Source organism: Pseudomonas sp. GM18, assembly GCF_000282195.1.
Taxonomy (GTDB): Bacteria; Pseudomonadota; Gammaproteobacteria; order Pseudomonadales; family Pseudomonadaceae; genus Aquipseudomonas.
This window is the reverse complement of the sequence record NZ_AKJT01000122.1, coordinates 1-23,283: the sequence shown is the minus strand read 5'-3', so window position 1 is coordinate 23,283 and position 23,283 is coordinate 1. Positions and strand designations below refer to the sequence as shown.

At 60.9% G+C, this 23,283-nt stretch carries 23 protein-coding genes; 9 read left to right on the top strand and 14 right to left on the bottom strand.

What is annotated here, in order from left to right; all coding sequences use genetic code 11:
- The first annotated feature begins 220 nt into the window (after positions 1-220).
- Complete coding sequence (locus tag PMI21_RS02355; RefSeq protein WP_007941616.1) at positions 221-853, top strand: DedA family protein; 633 nt, start codon at positions 221-223, stop codon at positions 851-853.
- On the opposite strand, the gene PMI21_RS02360 is transcribed toward PMI21_RS02355, so the two are convergent.
- Positions 834-2,069 carry a sterol desaturase family protein gene (locus PMI21_RS02360; RefSeq protein WP_007941614.1) on the bottom strand — a complete coding sequence of 412 codons (1,236 nt, stop codon included), beginning with the start codon at positions 2,067-2,069 and terminating at the stop codon, positions 834-836. The two genes, PMI21_RS02355 and PMI21_RS02360, sit on opposite strands and share 20 nt — an antisense overlap.
- 114 nt (positions 2,070-2,183) lie before the next feature.
- On the opposite strand from PMI21_RS02360, the gene elbB reads away from it, so the two are divergent.
- Complete coding sequence (elbB, locus tag PMI21_RS02365) at positions 2,184-2,852, top strand: isoprenoid biosynthesis glyoxalase ElbB (RefSeq protein WP_007941613.1); 669 nt, start codon at positions 2,184-2,186, stop codon at positions 2,850-2,852.
- Between the two features lie 37 nt (positions 2,853-2,889).
- On the opposite strand, the gene PMI21_RS02370 is transcribed toward elbB, so the two are convergent.
- Positions 2,890-3,342 carry a YaiI/YqxD family protein gene (locus PMI21_RS02370; protein WP_007941612.1) on the bottom strand — a complete coding sequence of 151 codons (453 nt, stop codon included), beginning with the start codon at positions 3,340-3,342 and terminating at the stop codon, positions 2,890-2,892.
- A gap of 106 nt (positions 3,343-3,448) precedes the next feature.
- Positions 3,449-5,347 carry an FTR1 family protein gene (locus PMI21_RS02375; RefSeq protein ID WP_007941611.1) on the bottom strand — a complete coding sequence of 633 codons (1,899 nt, stop codon included), beginning with the start codon at positions 5,345-5,347 and terminating at the stop codon, positions 3,449-3,451.
- Positions 5,348-5,766: 419 nt separating this feature from the next.
- Between PMI21_RS02375 and PMI21_RS02380 the strand changes: the two genes are divergently transcribed.
- The 4 genes from PMI21_RS02380 to PMI21_RS02395 are packed head-to-tail and all read left to right on the top strand — an operon-like array spanning position 5,767 to position 8,922.
- A complete protein-coding gene (locus tag PMI21_RS02380) occupies positions 5,767-7,161 on the top strand; it encodes a COG3014 family protein (protein WP_007941610.1) in 1,395 nt (464 codons plus the stop codon).
- A 15-nt stretch (positions 7,162-7,176) separates the two neighbouring features.
- Positions 7,177-7,548 carry a YcfL family protein gene (locus PMI21_RS02385; protein WP_007941609.1) on the top strand — a complete coding sequence of 124 codons (372 nt, stop codon included), beginning with the start codon at positions 7,177-7,179 and terminating at the stop codon, positions 7,546-7,548.
- Between the two features lie 39 nt (positions 7,549-7,587).
- Positions 7,588-8,175: a penicillin-binding protein activator LpoB gene (gene lpoB, locus PMI21_RS02390; RefSeq protein ID WP_007941608.1), complete on the top strand. Its 588-nt coding sequence runs from the start codon at positions 7,588-7,590 to the stop codon at positions 8,173-8,175.
- A 3-nt stretch (positions 8,176-8,178) separates the two neighbouring features.
- Positions 8,179-8,922, top strand: a complete 744-nt coding sequence (locus PMI21_RS02395; protein WP_007941606.1) for a hypothetical protein — start codon at positions 8,179-8,181, stop codon at positions 8,920-8,922.
- 165 nt (positions 8,923-9,087) lie between these two features.
- Here PMI21_RS02395 and PMI21_RS02400 read toward each other — a convergent pair whose 3' ends face one another.
- From PMI21_RS02400 to PMI21_RS02410, 3 genes are all read right to left on the bottom strand, one after another.
- Positions 9,088-9,720: a LysE family transporter gene (locus PMI21_RS02400; RefSeq protein WP_007941605.1), complete on the bottom strand. Its 633-nt coding sequence runs from the start codon at positions 9,718-9,720 to the stop codon at positions 9,088-9,090.
- A 126-nt stretch (positions 9,721-9,846) separates the two neighbouring features.
- Positions 9,847-10,428, bottom strand: coding sequence for a mechanosensitive ion channel family protein (locus PMI21_RS02405; RefSeq protein WP_007941601.1), 582 nt, complete (start codon positions 10,426-10,428; stop codon positions 9,847-9,849).
- Positions 10,428-12,338: an ATP-binding cassette domain-containing protein gene (locus PMI21_RS02410; RefSeq protein WP_007941599.1), complete on the bottom strand. Its 1,911-nt coding sequence runs from the start codon at positions 12,336-12,338 to the stop codon at positions 10,428-10,430. Before PMI21_RS02410 ends, PMI21_RS02405 begins: the two co-directional genes overlap by 1 nt.
- Before the next feature lie 50 nt (positions 12,339-12,388).
- Between PMI21_RS02410 and PMI21_RS02415 the strand changes: the two genes are divergently transcribed.
- Positions 12,389-12,853 (top strand): TIGR02444 family protein, encoded by a 465-nt coding sequence (locus tag PMI21_RS02415; protein ID WP_007941598.1) that lies wholly within the window; start codon positions 12,389-12,391, stop codon positions 12,851-12,853.
- Here the strand turns inward: PMI21_RS02415 and PMI21_RS29785 are convergent.
- A complete protein-coding gene (locus tag PMI21_RS29785) occupies positions 12,850-14,022 on the bottom strand; it encodes an AlgP family protein (protein WP_007941597.1) in 1,173 nt (390 codons plus the stop codon). The two genes, PMI21_RS02415 and PMI21_RS29785, sit on opposite strands and share 4 nt — an antisense overlap.
- Positions 14,023-14,214: 192 nt before the next feature.
- On the opposite strand from PMI21_RS29785, the gene PMI21_RS02425 reads away from it, so the two are divergent.
- Positions 14,215-14,880 (top strand): FKBP-type peptidyl-prolyl cis-trans isomerase, encoded by a 666-nt coding sequence (locus PMI21_RS02425; protein WP_007941596.1) that lies wholly within the window; start codon positions 14,215-14,217, stop codon positions 14,878-14,880.
- A gap of 78 nt (positions 14,881-14,958) precedes the next feature.
- Here PMI21_RS02425 and PMI21_RS02430 read toward each other — a convergent pair whose 3' ends face one another.
- The 7 genes from PMI21_RS02430 to PMI21_RS02460 all read right to left on the bottom strand — a co-directional run bounded on the left by PMI21_RS02430 (position 14,959) and on the right by PMI21_RS02460 (position 21,412).
- Positions 14,959-15,429, bottom strand: a complete 471-nt coding sequence (locus tag PMI21_RS02430) for an Rsd/AlgQ family anti-sigma factor (protein ID WP_007941595.1) — start codon at positions 15,427-15,429, stop codon at positions 14,959-14,961.
- Positions 15,430-15,609: 180 nt separating this feature from the next.
- Positions 15,610-16,161 carry a disulfide bond formation protein B gene (locus tag PMI21_RS02435; RefSeq protein WP_007941594.1) on the bottom strand — a complete coding sequence of 184 codons (552 nt, stop codon included), beginning with the start codon at positions 16,159-16,161 and terminating at the stop codon, positions 15,610-15,612.
- Between the two features lie 265 nt (positions 16,162-16,426).
- Positions 16,427-17,665 carry a heme biosynthesis protein HemY gene (locus PMI21_RS02440; RefSeq protein ID WP_007941593.1) on the bottom strand — a complete coding sequence of 413 codons (1,239 nt, stop codon included), beginning with the start codon at positions 17,663-17,665 and terminating at the stop codon, positions 16,427-16,429.
- Positions 17,662-18,816, bottom strand: a complete 1,155-nt coding sequence (locus PMI21_RS02445) for a uroporphyrinogen-III C-methyltransferase (protein ID WP_007941592.1) — start codon at positions 18,814-18,816, stop codon at positions 17,662-17,664. Before PMI21_RS02445 ends, PMI21_RS02440 begins: the two co-directional genes overlap by 4 nt.
- A 16-nt stretch (positions 18,817-18,832) precedes the next feature.
- Positions 18,833-19,600 (bottom strand): uroporphyrinogen-III synthase, encoded by a 768-nt coding sequence (locus tag PMI21_RS02450; RefSeq protein WP_007941591.1) that lies wholly within the window; start codon positions 19,598-19,600, stop codon positions 18,833-18,835.
- A complete protein-coding gene (gene hemC, locus PMI21_RS02455; protein ID WP_007941590.1) occupies positions 19,597-20,538 on the bottom strand; it encodes a hydroxymethylbilane synthase in 942 nt (313 codons plus the stop codon). Before hemC ends, PMI21_RS02450 begins: the two co-directional genes overlap by 4 nt.
- A 127-nt stretch (positions 20,539-20,665) precedes the next feature.
- Positions 20,666-21,412, bottom strand: a complete 747-nt coding sequence (locus PMI21_RS02460; RefSeq protein WP_007941588.1) for a LytR/AlgR family response regulator transcription factor — start codon at positions 21,410-21,412, stop codon at positions 20,666-20,668.
- A gap of 462 nt (positions 21,413-21,874) precedes the next feature.
- Between PMI21_RS02460 and argH the strand changes: the two genes are divergently transcribed.
- Complete coding sequence (gene argH / locus PMI21_RS02465; RefSeq protein WP_007941585.1) at positions 21,875-23,269, top strand: argininosuccinate lyase; 1,395 nt, start codon at positions 21,875-21,877, stop codon at positions 23,267-23,269.
- Positions 23,270-23,283 lie beyond the last annotated feature (14 nt).

Sequence of the window (23,283 nt, the reverse complement as noted above, 5' to 3'; positions counted from 1 at the left end):
TGCGTTGCTCGAAGCTTATTTGAAATGACCAAACCACGCTTCTCGCGCCTTGCCCTGCACAACAGCAGACCCGGCGCGGCGGGGAAACTAATTGAGAACGCCCCCTAGAGTCGCATTCCATTGTCCTTGTAGGAAATGTTCACGTCGAGACACATTTGGACACTTTCATGAATGTGCACGAAGGGTTAGGCTGCGCGTTCATTTCGCCAGCACCCAGACAATGCTCCAACAATTCCTACATGACTTCGGCTACTTTGCCCTATTCCTCGGCACGTTTTTCGAAGGCGAAACCATTCTGGTGCTCGCAGGCTTCCTCGCGTTCCGCGGATACATGGACATCAACCTGGTGGTGGTCGTGGCGTTCTTCGGCAGTTATGCCGGCGATCAGCTGTGGTACTTCCTGGGGCGCAAGCACGGGCGCAAATTGCTTGCACGTAAACCGCGCTGGCAACTGATGGGCGATCGGGCGCTGGAACATATCCGCAAGCATCCGGACATCTGGGTGCTGAGCTTCCGCTTTGTCTATGGCTTGCGCACCGTGATGCCGGTGGCGATCGGTCTGTCGGGCTATCCGCCGGGACGTTATCTGCTGCTCAACGGGATTGGCGCGGCCATCTGGGCTGCGGCGCTGGCCGCAGCCGCGTATCACTTTGGCGCGGTGCTCGAAGGCCTGCTGGGCAGCGTCAAGAAGTACGAGCTGTGGGTGCTGGGCGCCCTGCTGGTACTGGGCTTTTTCCTGTGGCTGCGGCGGCGCTTCAAGAATGCCCGTCTGGCGAAGAAGGTCTACGCCGACGAGCAGGCGCTGAAAGCCGAACAGGCCAAGTCCAGCGAACCTACGACGCCCATCGAGTGACACGGTTTCTACAACAGTAGAGACCGATGCCACTGAGCAGGCTGTAACTGAGCAGCACCACCCAGCCCACCGCGCTGGCCGGCCATAGCCCGACCATCGGTGCCAGCCATACCAGCGGCAGGTTCGACGCCAGCCGCAACAGCTCCAGTTTCAGTGCCTGCGGGCTATTCTCCAGGGCCGCGCCCAACACAAACAACCCCAACGCCACGGCACCCCAGCCCAACACCAGGGCCGAAGTCGGCAAGCTCTGTTCCAGGTTCATCAAGTAACTGCCCAAGGCGATGTAGAGGCAGAACTGCAGCACCACATACCACTGCTGGCGCCCATCCAGCGGCACCTCGAATTTGCGGAACTGAGCCAGGTCCGGCTTGTTCATCGGGTATTTGGCCGCCACATCCGCCGGCCGCCAACCGGTGCGCATGAACCAGATCCGCAGCTTGTCCCACCAGCGCTCGGCGCGCCGGGCGTCATCCCACAACTGTGCATAAAACTGCACGTTCGCCCACAGTGGATTCCAGCTCGCCAGCGGCGTGGTCACGCCGAAAATCACCGGCTCGTTGTCGTCCTCTTCCTGGAACGAGCCGAACAGACGGTCCCAAATAATGAACACACCGCCATAGTTGCGATCCATGTAGAGAGCGTTCTGTGCATGGTGAGCCCGATGATTGGACGGCGTGACGAAGAACCACTCGAACCAGCCGAGCTTGGGAATGTGTCGGGTATGCACCCAGAATTGATACAGCAGGTTCAGCGCCGCAACACTGACGAACACCAGCAACGGCACGCCGAGCACGGCCAGGGGCAGGTAGAAAATCCAGCTCAGGAGAAACCCGGTGCTGGTCTGGCGCAAGGCCGTGGAGAGGTTGTAGTCCTCGCTCTGGTGATGCACCGAATGCGCGGCCCAGAGTATGTTGCGCTCGTGGCCCATGCGATGCAGCCAGTAGTAGCATAAGTCGTAGAAAACGAAGGCAAACACCCAGACCCAGACACTGTCGGCCGGCAGTTCGATCACGGCCAGATGTTCCAGGGCGAAGGCATAAGTGACCAGGCCGACACCTTTGGTCAACAGGCCCGTGGTGGTCGACAGCACGCCGGTGCTGAGGCTGTTGATCGCGTCTGCCACGCGGTAATTGCTCACTCCACGCCAACGGTCGGCCAGCAACTCGACCGCAATCAGCACAAAGAAAAACGGCACCGCATACAGAATGAAGTTCATGACGCGACCTGATCGGAATCGTTCAGCAGAGATTAGGTGTAGCCGCGAATTAACCCTATGGCAACGAGTGACAAATTAGTGGACATTTAACGCCATGAATCTGGAGAAAAGCCCATGAGCAAAAAAATTGCAGTGATCCTTTCCGGCTGTGGCGTGTACGACGGCGCCGAGATCCACGAAAGCGTGATCACCTTGCTGCGGCTGGACCAGCGTGGCGCCCAGGTGCGGTGCTTCGCACCCGACATCGCGCAATTGCATGTGATCAACCACCTGACTGGCGAAGAAATGCCCGAGTCGCGCAACGTGCTGGTGGAATCGGCGCGTATCGCCCGGGGCAACATCAAGGATATCCGTGAAGCGGACGTCGAAGATTTCGATGCGCTGATCGTTCCCGGTGGTTTCGGGGCGGCCAAGAACCTGTCGAACTTTGCCGTCGAAGGCGCCGGCTGCAGCGTTCAACCTGACGTCCTGGCGTTGACCGAAGCGTTCGCCGAGGCTGGCAAACCGGTGGGGCTGATCTGTATTTCGCCGGCCCTGGCGGCAAAAATCTACGGCCCGGGCGTGACCTGCACCATCGGCAACGATGCCGATACCGCCGCCGCGATGAACAAGATGGGCGCCACCCACGCCGAGTGCGCAGTGACCGACATCGTTGAAGACAAAGCGCGCAAGCTGGTGAGCACTCCGGCGTACATGCTTGCGCAATCAATCAGTGAAGCCGCTTCCGGCATCAACAAGCTGGTCGACCGCGTACTGGAACTGACCCACGAAAACGACGCCTGAAACCTGATCGTTCCCACGCTCCGCGTGGGAACGATCATTACCTACGCGACAACCGGGTCAGTATCCGGTCCAGCGCATTGGCGAACGCCTGTTTCTCGCGGTCGCCGAACGGCGCCGGGCCGCCGCTCATCTGCCCCTGCTCGCGCAGGTCGGTGAACAGGTTACGCACCGCCAGTCGATCGCCCATGTTCTGCGCATCGAACTCCTTGCCCCGCGGATCCAGCGCCGCAACGCCGTTCTTCACCAGCCGATCCGCCAGCGGCACATCGCTGCAAATCACCAACTCCCCCGGCACCGCGTGTTCCACCAGGTAATCGTCGGCGGCATCCGGGCCGCTGGGCACCACGATCAGTTTCACCAGAGCGAGGCCCGGCTTGATCTGCGGCTGACCGGCCACCAGCACCACTTCGAACTGGCGCTTGAGGGCGAACTTCACCACCAGATCCTTGGCTGCCCGAGGGCAGGCGTCGGCATCGATCCATACGCGCATTGGGTTTCCTCCATTGAAAAGCATCGCGGGCAAGCCCGCTCCCACAAGGTTAGCGCTGAACCTGTGGGAGCGGGCTTGCCCGCGAATATGAGCGAAGCGAATGCTTTTAAGAAGCTGGCAACTGCCGCTTCTCGGCCATCCGGCTGCGACTGTACAACACGATGATTGCAATGATCGCCACGGCCTGGGCACTCAGCGAATAAGCATCCGCGTGGATCCCCAGCCAGTCGAAGTCAAAGAACGGTACCGGCCGCGTGCCGAAGACCCCGGCTTCCTGCAACGCCTTCACGCCATGGCCGGCAAACACCACCGACAACGCGCACAGCAAACCGGCATTGATGCCGAAGAACAGTGCCAGCGGCAATTTTGCCGAGCCGCGCAGAATCACCCAGGCCAGACCGACCAGCATAACCAGCGCCGTCGCGCCGCCAGCCATTACGGCGTTATGCCCTGCAGGCCCCGCCTGCAACCACAGGGTTTCGTAAAACAGGATCACTTCGAACAGTTCGCGGTACACCGAGAAGAACGCCAGGATCGCAAACCCGAAACGCCCGCCGCCGCTTACCAGGCTGCTCTTGATGTAATCCTGCCAGGCCGCTGCGTGGCGACGGTCATGCATCCACACACCGAGCCAGAGCACCATGACACTGGCAAACAGCGCAGTGGCCCCTTCCAGCAGTTCACGTTGGGCCCCGCTGACGTCAATCACATACGCCGCCACCGCCCAGGTCGCCAGCCCGGCCAACAGCGCCATGCCCCAACCGATGTTGACGCTGCGCACTGCCGATTGCTGGCCGGTATTGCGCAAGAACGCGAGAACCGCCGCGAGCACCAGAATTGCTTCCAGACCTTCTCGCAACAGAATCAACAGGCCGGAAATGTAGCTCAGCGACCAGCTCAAGCCATCGCTACCGAGCAGGCCAGCGGATTCTTTCAACTTGGCCTTGGCCACTTCCAGACGTTGCTCGACCTGGGCCACCGGCAAGCCGTCCTGCAACGACTGACGGTAAGCCATCAGGGACTTTTCAGTGTCTTTGCGCACATTGGCGTCGACGTTGTCCAAGGAGCTTTCGACCAGTTCGAAGCCTTCCAGGTACGCCGCAACCGACAGGTCATAGGCCTGATCGTGCTCGCCGGCGCGGTAGGCGGCGATACTCTTGTCCAGCGTGGCCGCCGTGTATTCAAGCAATTGCCCCGGGCCACGCTTGACCTGCGGCGGTTGCGCTCGTTGCGCGCGGAAGGTCGCGGCCGCTTGCGGACCTTCGACGGCCTGCACTTCGGCTGGCGTCTGACGCGCCAGGTCGGCGATGTTGTAGGTTTTTTCGGATTTTGCCGCGGTGGGATCGGCGCTGAAGCCGGCAATGTAGGTCGCCAGGTCCCAACGCTGACGATCATCCAGCTGATCAGCGAAGGCCGGCATGTCGGTGCCTTCGACGCCCATGCCCAACGTGTTGTAGAGCGCGTAGAGGCTCAGACGGTCCAGGCGCGCGGCATCGCGCAGATTGGTCGGCGGTGGCGTCATGCCGACACCAGCCGGGCCGTCACCGATGCCCGTATCGCCATGGCACACCGAGCATTGCTGGGCATACAGCGGCGCACCGCGGGTCGGGTCCGGGGTAATGACCGGAGCCTGGCTGACTTCATAGGTCACCGCCAGTTTTGCCCCCAGTTGCCGCGCCTGACGGGTGACGTCCGCGCCGTCCTTGCGAGCGGAGATCGCGGTGCGCAGGCCGTTGACGCCCTGCTCCAGTTCGGCACGTTCGGGTTTGGCCGGCAAATCGGCGATCAACCCTTGCAGCTCCCCCAGAAACGTCTGCTGTTCGAGATACTCAGCCTCATCAATAACCTTGCCTCCCTCGACAGCCGCCGGGTAATCGGCGGCAATGTAATCGAGCAAATGCAGGGCCTTGGGCGCACCCTCTGCGGTTTCGGCCAGCGCATTGAAGCTGCAGAACGCGATCATCGGCAGCACGAGCCACGCCAGAAAACGAGAGGAGCCAGTCATGAATAAATCTCAAATGGAAATACGAAGTAACACATTGTTCACTTCCAATGAGTTTCGCTCAAGCTTTGTTGGTATTTCCCGCGCAACGGCGTGTACATTCGGCGGCAAATTGCTATCTCCTCGCGGTATCCAAAGCCCTCGGCGATCTCGCCGCGCCGGGCTATCGCCAGGCAATTGAATTCTCGCCAGCGCCGGTATCAGGCCAGAAATAAGTAATGGCACATTGTGAAAACATGTAATTAAAAAGCCATTACATAGCCAGCATCCCTGTTTATAATGCCGCGCCTTCGTTATCGCGATATGGCATTTAAGCTCCTCTTTTTATGAGGAATTGGCAGGACGCCAGTCTCCCTGCCGATGGGTCCCAACAGCCCGACCAGCACGCGCGGCTGCTTATACTCAGGGAAGAAGTACCCCCTATGGCCTCTCGCGCCCTTACCTCGATCGCGCTCAGCGCTGTCACCTTGCTCTCCGGCTGTTCGGCTTTTCGCAACTACGATTCCGAACTGGCACAAACCAACCAGCAACTGGCTGCCGGCAACGTCGACGCCGCCTTGACCTTGTTGGAAAAGAACAACACCGGCGCCGACAAAGACCTGCTCTATTACTTCGAGAAGGGTGAACTGCTGCGCGCCAAGGGCGACTTGTCCGGCAGCCAGAACGCCTGGAGCAGCGCCGATCAGGTGGTGGGCAAGTGGGAAGACTCGGTCAAGCTCGACACCGAAAAGTACCTGGCTCAGTTCGGCAGCTTCCTGGTCAATGACAAAGTCCGTCGCTACGAAGGCTACGACTACGAAAAAGTCATGCTGACCACGCAGATGGCCCTCAACCTGCTGGCGGTGAATGACTTCGACGGCGCGCGCACCGCGATCAAGAAAACTCACGAACGTGAAGCGGTGATCGCCGACCTGCGCGACAAGGAATACCTCAAGAGCGAAGAGCAGGCCGAGAAGGAAGGCGTCAAAACCCAGTACAAGGATCTCCAGGGTTATCCGGTGGCCAGTCTCGACGCGCCGGAAGTGGTCAGCCTGAAAAACAGCTACCAGAGCGCGTTCAGTCATTACCTGGCCGGTTTCGTCTACGAAGCCCTGGGCGAGAAAGACCTGGCCGCGCCGGGCTATCGCAAAGCTGCCGAGCTGCGCCCGAACACCCCGCTGCTGGAACAGGCACTCGTGAACCTGGATAAACCCGCCAAGGACGACGACAGCGACATCCTGATCGTCGTGCAAAGCGGCCTGGCGCCGTCGCGCGACTCGATCCGTATTCCGTTGCCATTGCCGATCAGCAACCAGTTGGTGATCACACCGCTGTCGTTCCCGATCATCAAACCGGACACCTCGACTGCTCCCTTCGCCCAGATCGGCGTAGACGGTCAGCAACTGAACCTGACGCAACTCAACAGCACCACCGCCATGTCCCGCCGCGCGCTGCGTGATGACATGCCGGGCATCATCCTGCGCACCACCGTCCGTGCCGTGACCAAAGGCGTGGCGCAGAAGAAGATCAACGAAACCAACCCGCTGGCCGGTCTTGCGGTCGGTATCTCTTCAGCCGTGCTCGAAGGTGCCGATACCCGTACATGGCGCACCCTGCCGGACACCACTCAGGTGGTGCGTCTGCGCTTGAAGAAAGGCGAGCACCAAGTCTCCCTGCCGAGCGCCGTGGGCGGTTCGGTGGTCAAGGTCACCGTCGACCAGCGCTATCAGGTCATCAGCCTGCGCGCCGTGGGTAATCAGGTGTTCGCCAGCGGCCTGGCCGCTCATGTGATCCCGAGCGCCAACCCGACCACCGTGGCCAGCCTCAAACAACCTTAAGAACGGAGTCTTTGCATGCGCTTCAAATTCCTCACTGTCGTCGCCCTGGCCTTGCTGGCCGGCTGCGCCACCCCGCCACCACCGGAGCCAGGCAGCGCGGCCAGCAAGGTTGTGGCCATGGGCCCGCAGAAACACATCGTGGTCGGCGCCATGCGCGTCGCCCGCGAGAACGGTTTCATGACCGTTAATGTGCAGTTGAGCAACACCCTCAACAGCAACAAGACGTTCTACTACCGCTTTGCCTGGCTCGGCCCGGAAGGCTTCCCGGTGGCCGAGGAAGAAGTCTGGAAAAGCCAGATGATGTACGGCGCGCAGACCAGCTTCATTCAGGCCATCGCGCCAACCGCCAAAGCCGTGGATTTCCGTCTCGAAATCAAAACGCCTTAAGCCCGACACCCTATTCGTTCAGTTCCAGAGAGCATTCCCATGTTTGCACGCTTTTCGTTCATCGCCGTCATCGCCCTCCTGGCCAGCGGTTGCGCCAACACTTCGCCGACGCTGGGCAGCAAAAACATCAGCTACGGTGACACCAAAGCCGTGGAAACCGTGACCAACGAGTTCGGCTCCACCGACCTGCAGATGATCGCCGAATCCATGACCCGCTCCCTGGCACAGTCCGGCATCCTGCAAGGCCGTCCGGTGGTTCAGGTCTACGACGTGAAGAACAAGACCAGCGAGTACATCGATACCCGCGAAATCACCACCAGCATCAAGACCCAGCTGATGAAATCCGGCGTTGCCCGTTTCGCCAGCGACAACACCGCGATGCAGAGTCAGGTCGACCAGCTCAAGCTGCAAAACCAGAGCGGCCTGTACAAGAAGAGCACCGTGGCCAAGACGGGCAACATGATTGCCGCCCAATACCGCCTTGAAGGTTCGATCAGCTCGATCGTCAAGCGCAGCAGCGACTACAAGGACGTCTTCTACAAATTCAGCCTGCAATTGATCGACGTTGAAAGCGGTCTGGCCGAGTGGATGGACGAAAAAGAGATCCGCAAAACCACGGAGCGTTAATCGATGCGCACATGGATTGGCATGATGGCCCTGGCTTACGCGTTCAGCGTGCAAGCGGCCCCGAAAGTTGCGGTAACAGATCTGGCGTACCAGGAGCGTGTGGAGCAGTACATCCACATCGTTTCGGCGCAGAGCAATCACCGCGAGAGTGACTACAGCGCCAGCGGTTCTTCGAGCTACAACGAGATCGAAGCGACCAGCAGCTACATCGAGCAAGGCGAGTTGCGCAAATTCACCGGCGACATCAAGGGCGAGATCCTGCGCACCGGCATGTTCCAGCTGGTGCAGGGCACGCCTTACACGGCATCGTCCAAAGGCGACGTGTATGACGTGATCAAGCGCATCAAGGCCGGTAGCTTCAAGGGTGCCGACTATGTGCTGTTCGGCACCGTGTCAGACATTGACTTCACCCGCGACATGAACGAGCTGGCCAATACCGACAGCTATTCGGCGGTGCTGGGGCTGACGCTGGTGGCGGACTTCAGCCTGATCAACACCAAGACCTTCGAGATAACCTCGGCCTTCACGGCGATGGGCGAAGGTCAGGACACCAAACTGGTAAATGGCCGGGACATCCGGGTTTCCCTGAACCGCCCACGGGTGGTGCGTGACGTGTCCAAGGCGTTGGGTGAAGACGTGGCTTCGCAACTGAGCCAACAGCTCGGTGGTGGCGGTTACGAGCAGCCGGGGCAGGCGCCACTGCGCAATAACCTGCCGCGGGATACGGCGCCGGTGATTCTGCGCTGACATTTCGGTAGACGCTGATCGTTCCCACGCTCTGCGTGGGAATGCTTCAACGGACGCTCCGCGTTCGGCTCTTTGGGACGCAGAGCGTCCCGGGCTGCATTCCCACGCAGAGCATGGGAACGATAAGGCGACCTCGATGGGTCGCCTTTTTTGTGCCTGACGGTTTTACGCCGCCGCTTTGCGCAGGGTCGCCATGAACGCCGCCGCGCCGATGAACAGACCGGCAAAGGTGCGGTTCATGCGCTTCTGCTGCTTGGGCGTGCGCAACAAACGCAGGACTTTAGCCGCCAGCCCGGTGTAGCCGGCCATGACGATCAGGTCGACACAGATCATGGTCACGCCGAGGATCAGGTACTGGGCCACCAGCGGTGCGTGGGGATCGATGAATTGTGGCAGCACCGCGAGCATGAACACCAAGGCCTTGGGGTTGCTGACGTTCACCAGAAAACCGCGGAACATCAGCGCCATCGGCTTGCCGATCTGCCGAATGGCAGCGTCGTCGTTCATCTCATTGGGCAGCGCGCGCCATTGCTTGACCGCGAGGTAGACCAGGTAGGCCACGCCGAACCATTTGATCGCATAAAAGGCAGTGGCAGAGGCCGCGAGGATCGCACCGACACCGGCAGCGACAATCGCGATCTGCAACGCCAGGCCCAGTTGCAGGCCCAGGGCGTTCCAGTATCCACGCCAGAAACCGTAGCGCAGACCGCTGGACATCGACGCAATGGCGCCGGCGCCGGGGGAAAGACTGATCACCCAGCAGGCGGCAAAAAACGCCAGCCATGTTTGAAGCAGCATCGCACACCTCGACTCAGACTCGTGACAAACGTCTAAGCTAATGCGCCTTGGGGCCGATGACTACCGATTTTTTGTAGGACAGAGTGACTGCCGACCAGCGTCTATGGCGGCAGGGCCCTATCGAGCCTATTTTTCAAACCCGTTCGAAGGGAATACATCAGTACCACGCCAGCGTCGAACCGAACGCTGGAAGAACAGGCTATTGGGCACTTGCACCATGGCGCTGCCGGTACCGAGCTCTTCGGCTTCGATCAGCGTGGTGTAGAGCAGATTGATCGCCACCACCCGGCCTTTGACGCCGGGCTTGTCGGTGGTGTCCACCAACTCGACCACATCGCCAATACGAAATGGGCCGACGGTAAAGATCAGGATCGCGCACAACAGGTTGGACAGCACGCTCCACATGGCGAAAAACGCCACTGCGGCCACCGCCACGAAACCGGACAACGCGGTCCAGAGCACCGTGGCCGACACTCCAAGGCGTTCCAGCACGAAGATCAGCGCGCTGCCCATGATCAGCCAACGCAAACCACCGCGCAGCGGCATCAAGAACTGCGGCGGGAACGGGTAGCGCTCGCCCAGGCGAGTCAGGCATTTAGCGACGACGCGCTGAGCGCCATAGCCGGCCAGCAGGATCAGCAGGATTTGCAGGACCAGCCAGATCGGCTCGACCCACATCGCCGGCAAAGGCAGCTTGAAGGCCTCCATCAGGACAGCGCCTCCAGCTCCGCCTGCATGCTTTCGAGCAGTTCGAGCGCTTCCATCCAGGCTTCTTCCAGTTCGGCTTCACGCACCTTCAGTTTGGCCTGCTCGGCCAGCAGATCACGCAATTCGTTCTTGCGCGCCGGCTCGTAAATATCGCTGTCGCCGAGGCTGGCGTCGATCTTCGCCAGTTTCTCGTGCAGCTTGCCCAACTCGGCTTCGAGCTTGTCGGCCTCGCGCTTGTGCGGTGCCAGCTGCTGACGCAACGCGGCGGCGGCCTGGCGCTGGGCTTTCTTGTCGGTTTTGTCCGGGTTGACCGGGGTGTTGCTGACCGGCGCGTTGCGCTGACGGTACTCCACCAGCCAACGGGTGTAGTCTTCCAGGTCGCCGTCGAACTCCTCGACCTTGCCGTCTGCCACCAGATAGAAATTGTCGGTGGTGCTTTTGAGCAAATGACGATCGTGGGAGACCACCAGAACCGCGCCACTGAATTCCTGCAAGGCCATGGTCAACGCCAGGCGCATTTCCAGATCCAGGTGGTTGGTCGGCTCGTCGAGCAGCAACAGGTTCGGCCGGCCCCAGGCGATCAGCGCCAGGGCCAGCCGCGCTTTTTCGCCACCGGAGAAATTCAACACCGGCTCATCGATGCGTGCACCCCGGAAGTCGAAACCACCGAGGAAGTCACGCAGGGTCTGCTCACGTTCGGTCGGCGCCAGGCGCTGCAAGTGCAGCAACGGGCTGGCTTTGGAATCGAGGGAATCCAGTTGATGCTGGGCGAAGTAGCCGACCACGGTGTTCTCGCCCCGGGTCAGTCGGCCCGCCAACGGCTCAAGCTCACCGGAGAGGTTTTTGATCAGGGTCGATTTACCGGCACCGTTGGGGCCGAGCAAACCGATCCGCGCGCCAGGGGTCAGTTGCAGCTTGACCTTCTCCAGCACGGTTTTTTCGCCGTAACCCAGACGAGCGTCCGATAGATCGATCAGCGGACTGGAGATTTTCTGCGACTCACGGAAGACGAAGTCGAACGGCGAATCGACATGCGCGGCAGACAGCTCTTCCATCCGCTCCAGCGCCTTGATCCGGCTCTGGGCCTGACGGGCCTTGGTGGCCTGGGCCTTGAAGCGGGCGATGTAGCTTTCCATGTGCGCACGTTGCGCCTGCTGTTTCTCGTACGCCTGCTGTTGCTGGGCCAGACGCTCGGCGCGGGCCCGTTCAAACGCCGTATAACCACCGCGATAGAGCGTGATCTTGCGTTGGTCGACGTGGGCTACGTGATCGACCACGGCATCGAGGAAGTCCCGGTCGTGGGAGATCAGCAACAGGGTGCCGGGATAGCTTTTGAGCCACTCTTCGAGCCAGATGATGGCGTCGAGGTCCAAGTGGTTGGTCGGTTCGTCGAGCAGCAACAGGTCCGAGGGGCACATCAAAGCCTGCGCCAGATTCAGACGCATCCGCCAGCCACCGGAGAAATCTCCTACTTGCCGGTCCATTTGCTCATTGGTGAAGCCAAGACCGGCCAGCAGCTTGCGGGCCCGGGCGTCGGCGGTGTAACCGTCGGCGCTGTCGAGTTCCGAGTGCAGGCGGGCCTGAGCGGCACCGTCATGGGCTGCTTCGGCCGCCGCCAGGTCGCGTTGCACCTGACGCAGGCGCAGGTCGCCATCGAGCACGTAGTCGACCGCCAGGCGCTCGAGGGTGTCGACCTCCTGGCGCATGTGGGCGATGCGCCAGTCGGCCGGCAGGAAGCAGTCACCCGAGTCCGGGTGCAGTTCGCCCCGAAGCAAGGCAAACAGGCTCGATTTGCCGGCGCCGTTGGCACCGATGAGGCCGGCTTTGTGGCCGGCGTGCAGGGTCAGCTCGGCGTCTTCTAGCAGACGTTGCGGGCCACGCTGTAAAGTCAGGTTCTGAAGTCGAATCATAATGGCGGCGGAGTCTACCAGCTTCGCTCGCAACTGGCGCGAGTAGCACTATGTCCTCTGACCTGTGGAGCTTTTCCCTCGACACCTACGCCCGCCCCGGCGTTGAAGGCGCCTGCCTGCAATTGCAGTCGACGGGGGTGAACGTGTGCCTGCTGCTCTGCGGGTTGTGGCTGGGACAGCGTGGCGTTACCTGCAACGAACAACGTTTGCAGCTGCTACGCGGTGTAGCCGGGCCTTGGGACGCGGATGTCGTGCAACCGTTGCGCGCCTTGCGCCAGCAATGGAAAGCCGCCGCCAGCGAGGATGCCGGTCTGGATGATTTACGCGAACAAGTGAAGGCACTGGAGATGGAAGCCGAAAGGCATTTGTTGCTGCGACTGGAGCGTTTGGCGCAGAGTTGGCCGCAGTGTAAGGCGACCGATCCAACGGCCTGGCTGGAAGGTGTGGCGGCAGGCACCGCCACCCTGGACCGCGACGCGCTGCATCAGCTGCGCGTCGCGGTAACCGGCACTTAGGAAGCGCTGGTTGGGGTAGTGCTGGTGCTCGACGATGCGGCTGGCGTTGGCGCAGGCGAAGCTGTCGAGGTAGTGGCTGCCGGAGCCGGCGAAGCCGATGCAGCCGGAGCCGGTGTTGCTGGCTTGGCAACAGGTGCGGCAGTCGGCTTCGCAGCGACGACTGGCTTTTTCACGGCCGGTTTGGCGGCAGGTTTTACAGCCGGTTTGGCAGCGGCAGGTTTGGCTGCTGGTTTCGCTACAGCTGGTTTGGCGGCAGTGGCTGGCTTGGCAGCAACGGCAGGTTTCGCAGCAGCAGCTTTGGCAGCCGGTTTGGCTGTAGCTTTTACAGCAGGTTTCGCCGCCGGTTTTGCAGCAGGCTTGGCTGCAGCGGTTTTAGCCGCGACAGGTTTGGCGGCTGGCTTGGCAGCTGGTTTTGCGGCGGCCGTTTTGGCGGCTGGTTTTGCAGCAGGTTTAGCGACCGGCTTTGCAGCTGCAGTTTTCGCCACGGCGGGTTTGGCAGCCGTGGTTTTTGCAGCAGGTTTAGCGGCAGCTGTTTTGGCAGCGGCTGGCTTGGTGGCAGGTTTGGCAGCTGTCGTTTTAGCTGCTGGTTTCGCAGCGCTGGCAGCGACTGGTTTTTTCGCCGCAGGTTTTGCGGCTGGTTTCGCTGCAGCTTTTACCGGTGCTTTGGCGGCGGTTTTTTTAACAGGAGCCGCAACAGGCTTGGCCGGTGCTTTTGCAGCAACCGGTTTGGCAGCGGCTTTCTTCGCAGGTGCCGCGACTGGCTTGGCCGAACGCAGGGACAACGCCTTGCCGACAGCCTCTTGGACACGACCGACACCCTGGGCCAGTTTCAGGCTTTCTTGAGCGTCGCGTTTGAGTTGCAGGATGTAGCTGCGAGTTTCGGACTGACGATCCTTGAGGGCGTCGAGCAGGTCCTCAAGTTCTTTCACCGCATCTTTGGCCTTGGCTTGTGCCTTGGCTTTGCCGGCCGCCGCAGCGTCCTGCAATTTGGTGCGGGATTTGTGCAGTTTTTCCTGCGCTTTTCCGCGCTGCTTTTCCAGTTTGGCGAGCAGTTTTTCAGCATCAGCCAAGGCTTGGGAACAAGCGTTTTCCAAATGCTCGAGCAGGCTGCCCGAGAGTTGTTGGAGTAAGTGCAACGGAGTATTTACTGGCTTCTTGGTGGCCGACATGGTTTACCTCCTGGCTGACGTGAATGCGGCTCATACTAGACCTCTGCTGCAACCGCCGCTAGGGCATGTTGACAGTATCGAAAGCGCTGCGTTGCAACGAAGTAAAAATGTTCTGCGCTTACGCAAAACCAGTTCACCTTCGAGTGCATTCACACTGGCATAATCCTGCGCATCTCAGGTCGGAGAGTGCCCATGTCGCGCTACCTTTTTTTATCGCTGTGCATGTTTTTTTCCGTGGTCCAGGCCGCCGAAAAAACCACCACGAATGACGCTCACGATCTCGCTTACAGCTTGGGTGCGAGCCTTGGCGAACGCTTGCGTCAGGAGGTTCCGGATCTGCAACTTCAGGCACTGCTCGAAGGTTTGCAGCAAGCCTATCAAGGTAAGCCGCTGGCGCTGAAAGACGAGCGGATCGAACAGATTCTTGCCGAGCACGAAGCCCAGGTCGCCGAGCAACCCGCTGTTGCGCAAAGCGAAGTCGCCCTCGAAAAAGAGCGGCGCTTTCTCACCGAAGAAAAAGCCAAACCCGGGGTTCGCGAACTGGCGGATGGAATATTGCTGACGGAGCTGGCGCCGGGCACTGGCGCCAAGGCGGGTCCGAACGGCAAGGTCCAGGTGCTGTATATCGGACGCTTGCCTGACGGCACAGTGTTCGACCAGAACAGCCAGCCGCAGTGGTTCAACCTTGATAGTGTGATCGCGGGCTGGCGCAGTGCATTGCAAGACATGCCGGTCGGCGCGAAATGGCGCCTGGTGATTCCATCGGCGCAAGCCTATGGCGCCGACGGTGCCGGCGACTTGATCGCGCCGTTCACGCCGCTGGTATTCGAAGTCGAATTGCGTGGTGCTACAAGCTGAATGCCGGAAACGAAAAGCGGTGCGCATTGCGCACCGCTTTTGGTTTTTTGCTGGAAGGGGGGGCTCGCCGGGAAGGGTTCAGGCCTGAACCGAACTCTCTTCCTTGTGGGCGGTGTGCAGCACTTCGATCAGGCAATCTTCCAGCTCGAAACGTTCACGCAGTTGGCTGCCCAGCTTTTCCAGCGCTTCGGCGAAACGCTCGGTGTCGTTGCAGTCACCCTTGTGGCAATGATCATTGAACGACAGCGCCATCTCGGTGCTCACGTCGATACGCGGGTTGATCTGCTTCACCAGTTCAAGGCCGCCATCGTCGCCAAAGGCCTTGGCCTCATTGACCAGATGCTCACTCACTTCGAAGTGCCAGGCAGAAACGTAATCGACAAGAATCTCGCAGAACCGACCGTTCAAGGACTTGTCGGCGAAAGCCGGCTTGGCATTTCGCAAATCGTGGAACGCCTTTACCAACTCTTCACGCTCTTGTAGCCAGCGGTCAATGAGCTTATGAACCCCACCCCAGCGTTCCTGAGCATTCTGACAACTATCTAACATGGCGATCTCTCTTCCCTAATGGGTCATGCCGTTCTACGCCTGCCCCCAAGACTCGGCACATCCGGTCTTGGTCAGGCAGAACAGCAACGAGCAACATAATTCCAATGATACGTGCGGGCCAGATTATGCCCGCACGCCTATGGCTTCAAGGTACGCAGGAGATAAAGTTCATACAAGTGTTTAATCGCCCGCCAATACCCGGTGCGACGACTCGTCGCTGAGCGGTCGCTGACACGCGATCCAGACAAGGCGCAGCAACTGATACCCGCCCAGAATCATCATCGCAACGAAGAACAACAGGCTCCATTCCGGGATGCTCAGGTCGAACAGCGTCCAGGAAATTTCCGCGCAGTCGGCGGTTCCCTTGAACAACCGCTGCACGGCACACAACCAGGGTGTACTGGCAAACAGATCAGTCAGGTTGGGCGAGCATGCCGAGAGCTGATGCACCGGATCGCTCTGCAACACAACCTGCCGCCACGCCGTGACGGTACCCGCCACACTGCATAGCAGACCCAGCAGCCAATACAGGAATGATCCGAAGCGACCAGGCCCCTGCACCGAAGCCGTCAGGCAGACACCCGTGAGCAGCGCCAGGCAAACCCGCTGCAACAGGCACAACCCGCAAGGCTTGAGGCCGACCGCATATTCCAGGTAATAGGAAACGCCCAAGGCCAGGGCACCTGCAATGAAAACCATGAAAAACAAGGAGCGTGAGCAGGCCAAAGACATGGCTTTTCCGTAACTGTAGAGACAAGCGGTTACGGTAGAGGAAAGCGCAGCAGCCTTTCAAGGCAGGCCAGCACGGACACTTCACCAGAAGTGTAGGGAATTCCCGACAGAGTCGAGAGGATAAGATGTAGTCCGCTGTAGGACTTTGCCACCCAAGGACTACAACGCAAAAACAATCGCGGACTCGGAGCGGTTGGATCGCCCTGGCGAACGACTCCCTGTAGCGCTGCCGAAGGCTGCGTTCGGCAGCGGCTACAAGCCGGCATCAAGCGTGAGCCGGCACCGGCAGCGGTGCCGCCAGCAAGCGCTCGTCCAGCAGGCCCAAGCCCTCCTGAAACAACTGATTACTGCGTTCGGTGTCGCCCAATTGCGCCAGCAACCGCGCCAGTTCGGCGCAGGCTTCAGGATTACGCTGTACACGCAGACTGTTTTCCAGATAGTCCCGGGCCTTGCCCCACAGACTGCTTTGCAGACACAAACGGCCCAACGTCAGTAACAGGCTCGGGTCGGCCGGATGATCCTTGAGCCAACCTTCGGCGGTGTGCAGTTGCCGGGCCGGATCGCTACCGCGAACCAGACCGTACAGGCGTGCCAGATGACTGTCGTATTTGCGCTTGAGAGCCGTACGCAGAACCTCTTCGGCCTCGACCTGCGCCCCCAGTTGCCGCAGTTGCTCGGCATAGGCCAGCACCAGTTGCGGTTCCTGCCGCTGAGCGGCGGTGAGCTGCTGCCAGGCACGAGCGAGCGATTGCAAACCGACCGTTCCGTCCTCTTCCCGATGCGCTGCCAATGAAAGATTCTCACCCCAGGCGCGGCGCTCCAGTTCAGTCAGCTCGGCCGGTGGCAGCACTTTGTCCTTGCGTAACTCCGGCAGCAAGCGAATCACTGCCGACCAGTCGCCCCGCTGCTGATGCAGGCGTTGCAGCTGGCGCAGGGTCTGGACGTTATGAGGATGACGCTCGTGCATGGCTTGCAGGGTGACCAGCGCGCCGTCGGTGTCGCCACGGTCGGTCTGTAATTGGGCATGGCTCAAGGCAATCGCCAGCTCGGCCTGGGGCTGTCGCTCCAAAGCACGCTCCAGCAGGCTATCGCTTTCCTCGTAGTGACCTTGTTCGTTCGCGGCGCGGGCAGCACCCAGGTAGTAGAGCAGCGGCTGACGCTCGGCTTCCGCCGCGCGATACAGATGACGCTGCGCACTGGCCCAGCGGCCCTCGGCCAAATCCAGCTGTCCATGCTCGATCGCCACTTGCACCCGCCGACTGCGATTGCGCCGCGACCACGGGTTGACCACCCCGCCGGAAGTCGTCACCAGCTCGATCAACGCCTTGATACCCCAGAACACCAGCCACAGCACAGCCACCAGGGCCAGGGTTGCCCACAGGCTCGATTCGTAACGGAAGCTCTTGTAGGCGATCAGCACGTAGCCGGAATGCTCGGCAATCGCCAGCCCCAGTGCGGCAGCAGCGGCGATGACCACGAACACGATCACATAGAGACGCTTCATGGTGTGGCCTCCTGCGCAGTGCTCGCGGCAGGTTTGGCCAGCGGTTTCACTGAGTCTTCGGCGTTGACGTTGCGTCGCTCAAGGTAAGCCTGAACGGCGCTCAACGTGCCTGTCAGATCCGGCGTGACTACCGTGACTGGCTGCTTGCTCAACTCGGCCACCTGCTCCAGCATGATCTTGCTCTGAGGGTTGTCCGGGTTGAAGTTACCCTTGAGAACGTCCCGCGCTTCGGTCAGCGCCTGGGTGTAAACCGCAGCCTGTCCGTTGAGCGCGGCCCACTGCGCCTGTTCCAGCGCCAGGCTCAGGGCCAGACGCACCTGGCTCAGGCTCTGCCCTGCCAGCAATGGACGGACATTCTTGTCGGCGTTGAAATCGATACGGATGTAACGCGAGATCTGATCCCACCATTGCGCCCAGCGACTCGCGCCGTCGCCATCGGCCGTCAGGCCCAGCAGGGATTCGCCACGGTCCTTGTACTCGGGCGCCAGCTCGGTGAGGCTGATCACTTGATCGCGCAAAGCACCCAGTCGCAGGAACAACCCGGTGCGGTCCGGCTGTTCGGTACTGCGCAGGGCCACCAGGGTTTTGGCCACTTGCTCGCGAGCGGCAAAAGACCCCGGGTCATTCTGTTCACGGAGAATCTCATCGGCCCCCTGCACCAGGGCCTGGGCGCTGCTGATGTCCTGCAACGCCGACAGACGCAGGCTGGCCAGACGCAGTAAATGCTCAGCCTCGGCCAAACGCCAATCCTTGCGGCTGGCACCGAGGACGGTTTCCAGGCGTTGATTCAAACGCTGTTGATCGCCCTGAAGTTGAGTGACCAAGCGACTGCGCGCATCAAGCTCTTCGGCGGCAGGCATTTGTTCGAGGCGAGCGGTCAGACGCTGCTCGTTGAGCTTCAGGCTCTGCGCCTGATCGTTCAACGCCTGTACCTGACTCAACTGTTGCAGGTTATTGGCTTGCAGGTGACGCACCTGCCAGACTCCCCAACCGCCCACGGCAACACCGGCAGCGCCCAACAGCAGCGCGACGATTGCCAGCCCATTGCCTCGGCGCGGCTCAGTAGCAGGTGGCCCGGTTTCAACCGGTGCTTCTGCCGGCGCATCGAGCACCGGCTGGACGTCATCTTTAGGCAAGGCTGTTTTGCTCACGTATCCATCCTTTGCATTAGAAAACGGGTACGGGGTGCTCCCGTAACGCCGTCAGCAAGGCCGCGGCACTGGCGCCACGACAATCCACAACTGTTTGGGCCCCGGCGGCGCGTGCCAGCTCGGCGACCCTGGGGCTTGGAACAAACAACGGCAACCGCGCCATGATCGGCCAGGCATCGCCCGCCAATCGGTGCAGGTGCTCAAAACCCTGTCCACTGCTGACCACCAGCCCGTTCAAGCGTTCCGCCTCGATCCGCTCAGGCAGCGTCGCCGGTGGGTACTGCGGCAAGCCGCGTCGGTACAACTCCAGATACTCGACACTAGCACCAAGCTTGCGCAAACGCTCAGCCAGCAACTCACGCCCACCCTCCCCACGCACGATCAGCACCCTTGGATCGGGACAGGCGATAGCCTCGCGCAACCGTGGAAGTTCAAGCAAGGCTTCGCTGTCATCACCGTCGGCCGGGAAGCTCACATTTAGCCCGTTAGCCTCGAGGATCTGCGCCGTCGCCGCGCCGACGCTGAACCACGTCAGAACCGGTGGTTGCGGCCAATGCTGGTGGAGCAGTTCGACAGCGATTCTGGCGGCCGGCTTGCTGACCACGATCACCGCGCAGTAGCGATCCAGGTCCTGAATCACTGCGCGCATTGTGGCAGAGGCCGGCATCGGCTCGATGTCCAAAAGCGGCAAGCTGCTACTGAAAACGCCCGCGTCAGCCAACACACGGGCAAGCACCTCCGATTCATCCGCAGGGCGCGTCAGCAGCAGGCGCCAGCCAGTCACTCGTGACCTGCCTCGCCATAGACTGCTTTGAGAATGGCGTCGGCGCCCTGACTCAGCAGGTCTTCGGCCACTTGCACGCCCAGGGCCTCGGCCTCGCTGCGTGGCGCTCGGGCCTCGGCGCAGAGCAGCAGGCCGCCGCTCGGATCGCCCACCAAACCACGCAACCAGATTTGCTCGCCTTCAAGCACGGCGTAGCAGGCGATCGGCACCTGGCAGCCGCCATTCAGATGCTTGTTCAGGGCACGTTCGGCGGTCACGCGGATGGCCGTATCCTGGTGATGCAACGGTGCGAGCAGCGCATGAATTTCAGTGTCGGCGCTACGGCACTCGATACCGACCGCGCCCTGGCCACCGGCCGGCAGGCTGTCATCGACACTGATGGCCGAGGTGATGCGGTCTTCGAAGCCCAAACGAATCAAACCCGCCGCGGCGAGGATGATGGCGTCGTATTCGCCGGCATCGAGCTTGGCCAGGCGCGTGTTGACGTTGCCGCGCAGGAAGCGGATTTCCAGATCCGGGCGGCGAGTCAGCAACTGAGCCTGGCGGCGCAGGCTGGAGGTGCCGACGATGCTGCCTGGCGGCAACTCATCCAGGCTGGCGAAGGTATTGGAGACAAATGCATCGCGCGGGTCTTCGCGCTCGCAGATGCAGAACAGGCCGAGGCCTTCGGGGAAGTCCATCGGCACGTCTTTCATGGAGTGCACGGCGATGTCGGCTTCGTTTTCCAGCAGCGCGGTTTCCAGCTCCTTGACGAACAGGCCCTTGCCGCCGATTTTCGACAGGGGCGAATCGAGCAGCTTGTCGCCGCGACTGACCATGGGCACCAGTGTCACGAGCAGGCCCGGATGGGCCTGTTCCAGACGAGCCTTGACGTATTCGGCCTGCCACAGGGCGAGAGCACTTTTGCGGGTGGCGATGCGGATTTCGCGAGAGGACATGGATCAATCCGTACTGAATAGATACGGCAGATAATAACAGCTCAGCCAAATCCACTTTGACTTGTATCAGAAACTGCATGGCCTCCCTGGCCCTCAAGGTCCGAAAACAGGGTAGAAATCCGCCCGATTACAGCTGTTGCATCATTTTGCGCACGCCGGCCACATGGCGTCGGCTGACGATCAGGGCGTCGCCGTTCAGGCCTTTGAGAAACAGCTGGAAATGCCCCAGAGGGGTGCGTTGCAGCCGTTCAATGCGTTCGCGGGCGACCAGTGCGTTGCGGTGGATCCGCACGAAACGGTCGCCGAATTCGTCTTCGAGGGCCTTGAGTGGCTCATCCAGCAGCACTTCGCCACCTTCATGGCGCAAGGTCACGTACTTGTGGTCGGCAATAAAATAGACCACCTGGCCCAACGGGATCAGTTCAATACCTTTACGGGTGCGGGCGCTGATATGGCTGCGTGGACCGCTGCCGGTTTCGGCGGCAGGACGAGTCAAGGCTGCGAGCTGGACACGATTGGGGCGCTCGGCTTTTTTCAATGCTTCATGTAACTGTTCTGTGCGCACTGGCTTCACCAGATAGCCCACGGCGCTGGCCTGTAGGGCTTCCACGGCAAATTCATCGGGCCCTGTGCAAAACACCACGGCGGGCGGGGTTTCGCGTTCGCACAATCGTGCCGCCACTTGCAGGCCATCGAGGCCCGGCATGCGAATATCGAGCAGTACGATATCCGGCTTGTGGCTGTCGATCAGTGCCAACGCCTCTTCGCCATTCGTGGCGCTGGGCTCCAGGACGTTGTATCCCTCGAGTTCGCCGACCATTCGGCTCAGGCGCTCGCGGGCAAGGGGGTCGTCATCAACGATCAGGACATTCATATTGCGCTGGATTCCTGCGTGAGTCTCGCACAAAGATAGCGTAGACAGGTGAAGTGACGTCCGTCACCGCGATCCACGCTAAGACTAGCGCGAGGGCCAAAAAGTGCCGCGAGACCGGCGGCTAAATTTTCATCTGCCGGGTGACTGACGGCCCAGGCCCGCGTTGGCGAGGCATCGCCATAGGGTTTGCTGATACACAATATGAACACCCCTCTTCTCTCTATAGTCAGCTGCAGCATCGAGAAGTGCGCTGATCCTACTGTCCAACTGTAGACGGTTGCCGCGACGATATTGCTCAAATGAGAAATATCGTCGTGCAATTTGCGCATTGATTGCCTCGAGTATGGGTCGCCCCATGAGAAAAAAACGTATCGACCAGTGTCAGCGACAGGATTGGCAACCCTGTTATTATCCGCGTCAGCGTTCCACGCCATCTTTCTTCAAGCCGATACGAGCGAATTCATGAGCACTGACAAGACCAATCAGTCCTGGGGCGGCCGCTTCAGTGAACCCGTCGACGCCTTCGTTGCCCGCTTCACCGCCTCCGTCACCTTCGACCAGCGCCTGTATCGCCACGACATCATGGGCTCGATCGCCCACGCCACGATGCTGGCCAAGGTCGGCGTGCTGACCGATGCCGAGCGCGACAGCATCATCGATGGCCTGAAGACCATCCAGGGTGAAATCGAGGCCGGCCAGTTCGACTGGCGCATCGACCTCGAAGACGTGCATATGAACATCGAGGCGCGCCTGACCGACCGCATCGGCGTGACCGGTAAAAAGCTGCACACCGGCCGCAGCCGCAACGACCAGGTCGCCACCGACATCCGTCTGTGGCTGCGTGACGAGATCGACCTGATCCTGGCCGAGATCACCCGCCTGCAAAAAGGTTTGCTGGAGCAGGCCGAGCGCGAAGCCGGCAGCATCATGCCGGGTTTCACCCACCTGCAAACCGCGCAGCCGGTGACCTTCGGGCACCACATGCTGGCCTGGTTCGAAATGCTCAGCCGCGACTACGAGCGTCTGGTGGACTGCCGCAAGCGTACCAACCGCATGCCGCTGGGCAGCGCCGCACTGGCTGGCACCACTTACCCGATCGACCGCGAGTACACCGCCCAACTGCTGGGCTTCGACGCTGTCGGCGGCAACTCCCTGGATAACGTGTCCGATCGCGACTTCGCCATCGAGTTCTGCTCGGCCGCGAGCATCGCGATGATGCACTTGTCGCGGTTCTCCGAAGAGCTGGTGCTGTGGACCAGCGCGCAGTTCCAGTTCATCGATCTGCCGGACCGTTTCTGCACCGGCAGCTCGATCATGCCGCAAAAGAAAAACCCGGACGTGCCGGAGCTGGTTCGCGGCAAGACTGGCCGGGTGTTCGGTGCGCTGATGGGCCTGCTGACCCTGATGAAAGGCCAGCCGTTGGCCTACAACAAGGACAACCAGGAAGACAAGGAACCGCTGTTCGACGCCGCCGACACCTTGCGCGACTCGCTGCGGGCCTTTGCCGACATGATCCCGGCGATCAAGCCCAAGCACGCCATGATGCGTGAAGCAGCCCTGCGCGGGTTCTCGACCGCTACCGACCTGGCCGACTACCTGGTACGCCGCGGCTTGCCGTTCCGTGATTGCCACGAGATTGTTGGCCACGCGGTGAAGTATGGCGTGGACAGCGGCAAGGACCTGGCGGAAATGAGCCTGGAAGAACTGCGCAAGTTCAGCGACCAGATCGAGCAGGACGTGTTTGCCGTGCTGACCCTGGAAGGTTCGGTGAATGCCCGTGACCATATCGGCGGAACCGCGCCGGCGCAGGTCAAGGCTGCCGTGGCTCGCGGTCAGGCGTTGCTCGCCGGCCGTTAAAAGCTTCGCGGGCA

Coding starts and splice junctions, on each gene's coding strand:
- PMI21_RS02355 (WP_007941616.1), top strand. CDS start 221: ATGCTCCAACAATTCCTACATGACTTCGGCTACTTTGCCCTATTCCTC.
- PMI21_RS02360 (WP_007941614.1), bottom strand. CDS start 2,069: ATGAACTTCATTCTGTATGCGGTGCCGTTTTTCTTTGTGCTGATTGCG.
- elbB (WP_007941613.1), top strand. CDS start 2,184: ATGAGCAAAAAAATTGCAGTGATCCTTTCCGGCTGTGGCGTGTACGAC.
- PMI21_RS02370 (WP_007941612.1), bottom strand. CDS start 3,342: ATGCGCGTATGGATCGATGCCGACGCCTGCCCTCGGGCAGCCAAGGAT.
- PMI21_RS02375 (WP_007941611.1), bottom strand. CDS start 5,347: ATGACTGGCTCCTCTCGTTTTCTGGCGTGGCTCGTGCTGCCGATGATC.
- PMI21_RS02380 (WP_007941610.1), top strand. CDS start 5,767: ATGGCCTCTCGCGCCCTTACCTCGATCGCGCTCAGCGCTGTCACCTTG.
- PMI21_RS02385 (WP_007941609.1), top strand. CDS start 7,177: ATGCGCTTCAAATTCCTCACTGTCGTCGCCCTGGCCTTGCTGGCCGGC.
- lpoB (WP_007941608.1), top strand. CDS start 7,588: ATGTTTGCACGCTTTTCGTTCATCGCCGTCATCGCCCTCCTGGCCAGC.
- PMI21_RS02395 (WP_007941606.1), top strand. CDS start 8,179: ATGCGCACATGGATTGGCATGATGGCCCTGGCTTACGCGTTCAGCGTG.
- PMI21_RS02400 (WP_007941605.1), bottom strand. CDS start 9,720: ATGCTGCTTCAAACATGGCTGGCGTTTTTTGCCGCCTGCTGGGTGATC.
- PMI21_RS02405 (WP_007941601.1), bottom strand. CDS start 10,428: ATGGAGGCCTTCAAGCTGCCTTTGCCGGCGATGTGGGTCGAGCCGATC.
- PMI21_RS02410 (WP_007941599.1), bottom strand. CDS start 12,338: ATGATTCGACTTCAGAACCTGACTTTACAGCGTGGCCCGCAACGTCTG.
- PMI21_RS02415 (WP_007941598.1), top strand. CDS start 12,389: ATGTCCTCTGACCTGTGGAGCTTTTCCCTCGACACCTACGCCCGCCCC.
- PMI21_RS29785 (WP_007941597.1), bottom strand. CDS start 14,022: ATGTCGGCCACCAAGAAGCCAGTAAATACTCCGTTGCACTTACTCCAA.
- PMI21_RS02425 (WP_007941596.1), top strand. CDS start 14,215: ATGTCGCGCTACCTTTTTTTATCGCTGTGCATGTTTTTTTCCGTGGTC.
- PMI21_RS02430 (WP_007941595.1), bottom strand. CDS start 15,429: ATGTTAGATAGTTGTCAGAATGCTCAGGAACGCTGGGGTGGGGTTCAT.
- PMI21_RS02435 (WP_007941594.1), bottom strand. CDS start 16,161: ATGTCTTTGGCCTGCTCACGCTCCTTGTTTTTCATGGTTTTCATTGCA.
- PMI21_RS02440 (WP_007941593.1), bottom strand. CDS start 17,665: ATGAAGCGTCTCTATGTGATCGTGTTCGTGGTCATCGCCGCTGCTGCC.
- hemC (WP_007941590.1), bottom strand. CDS start 20,538: ATGTCCTCTCGCGAAATCCGCATCGCCACCCGCAAAAGTGCTCTCGCC.
- PMI21_RS02460 (WP_007941588.1), bottom strand. CDS start 21,412: ATGAATGTCCTGATCGTTGATGACGACCCCCTTGCCCGCGAGCGCCTG.
- argH (WP_007941585.1), top strand. CDS start 21,875: ATGAGCACTGACAAGACCAATCAGTCCTGGGGCGGCCGCTTCAGTGAA.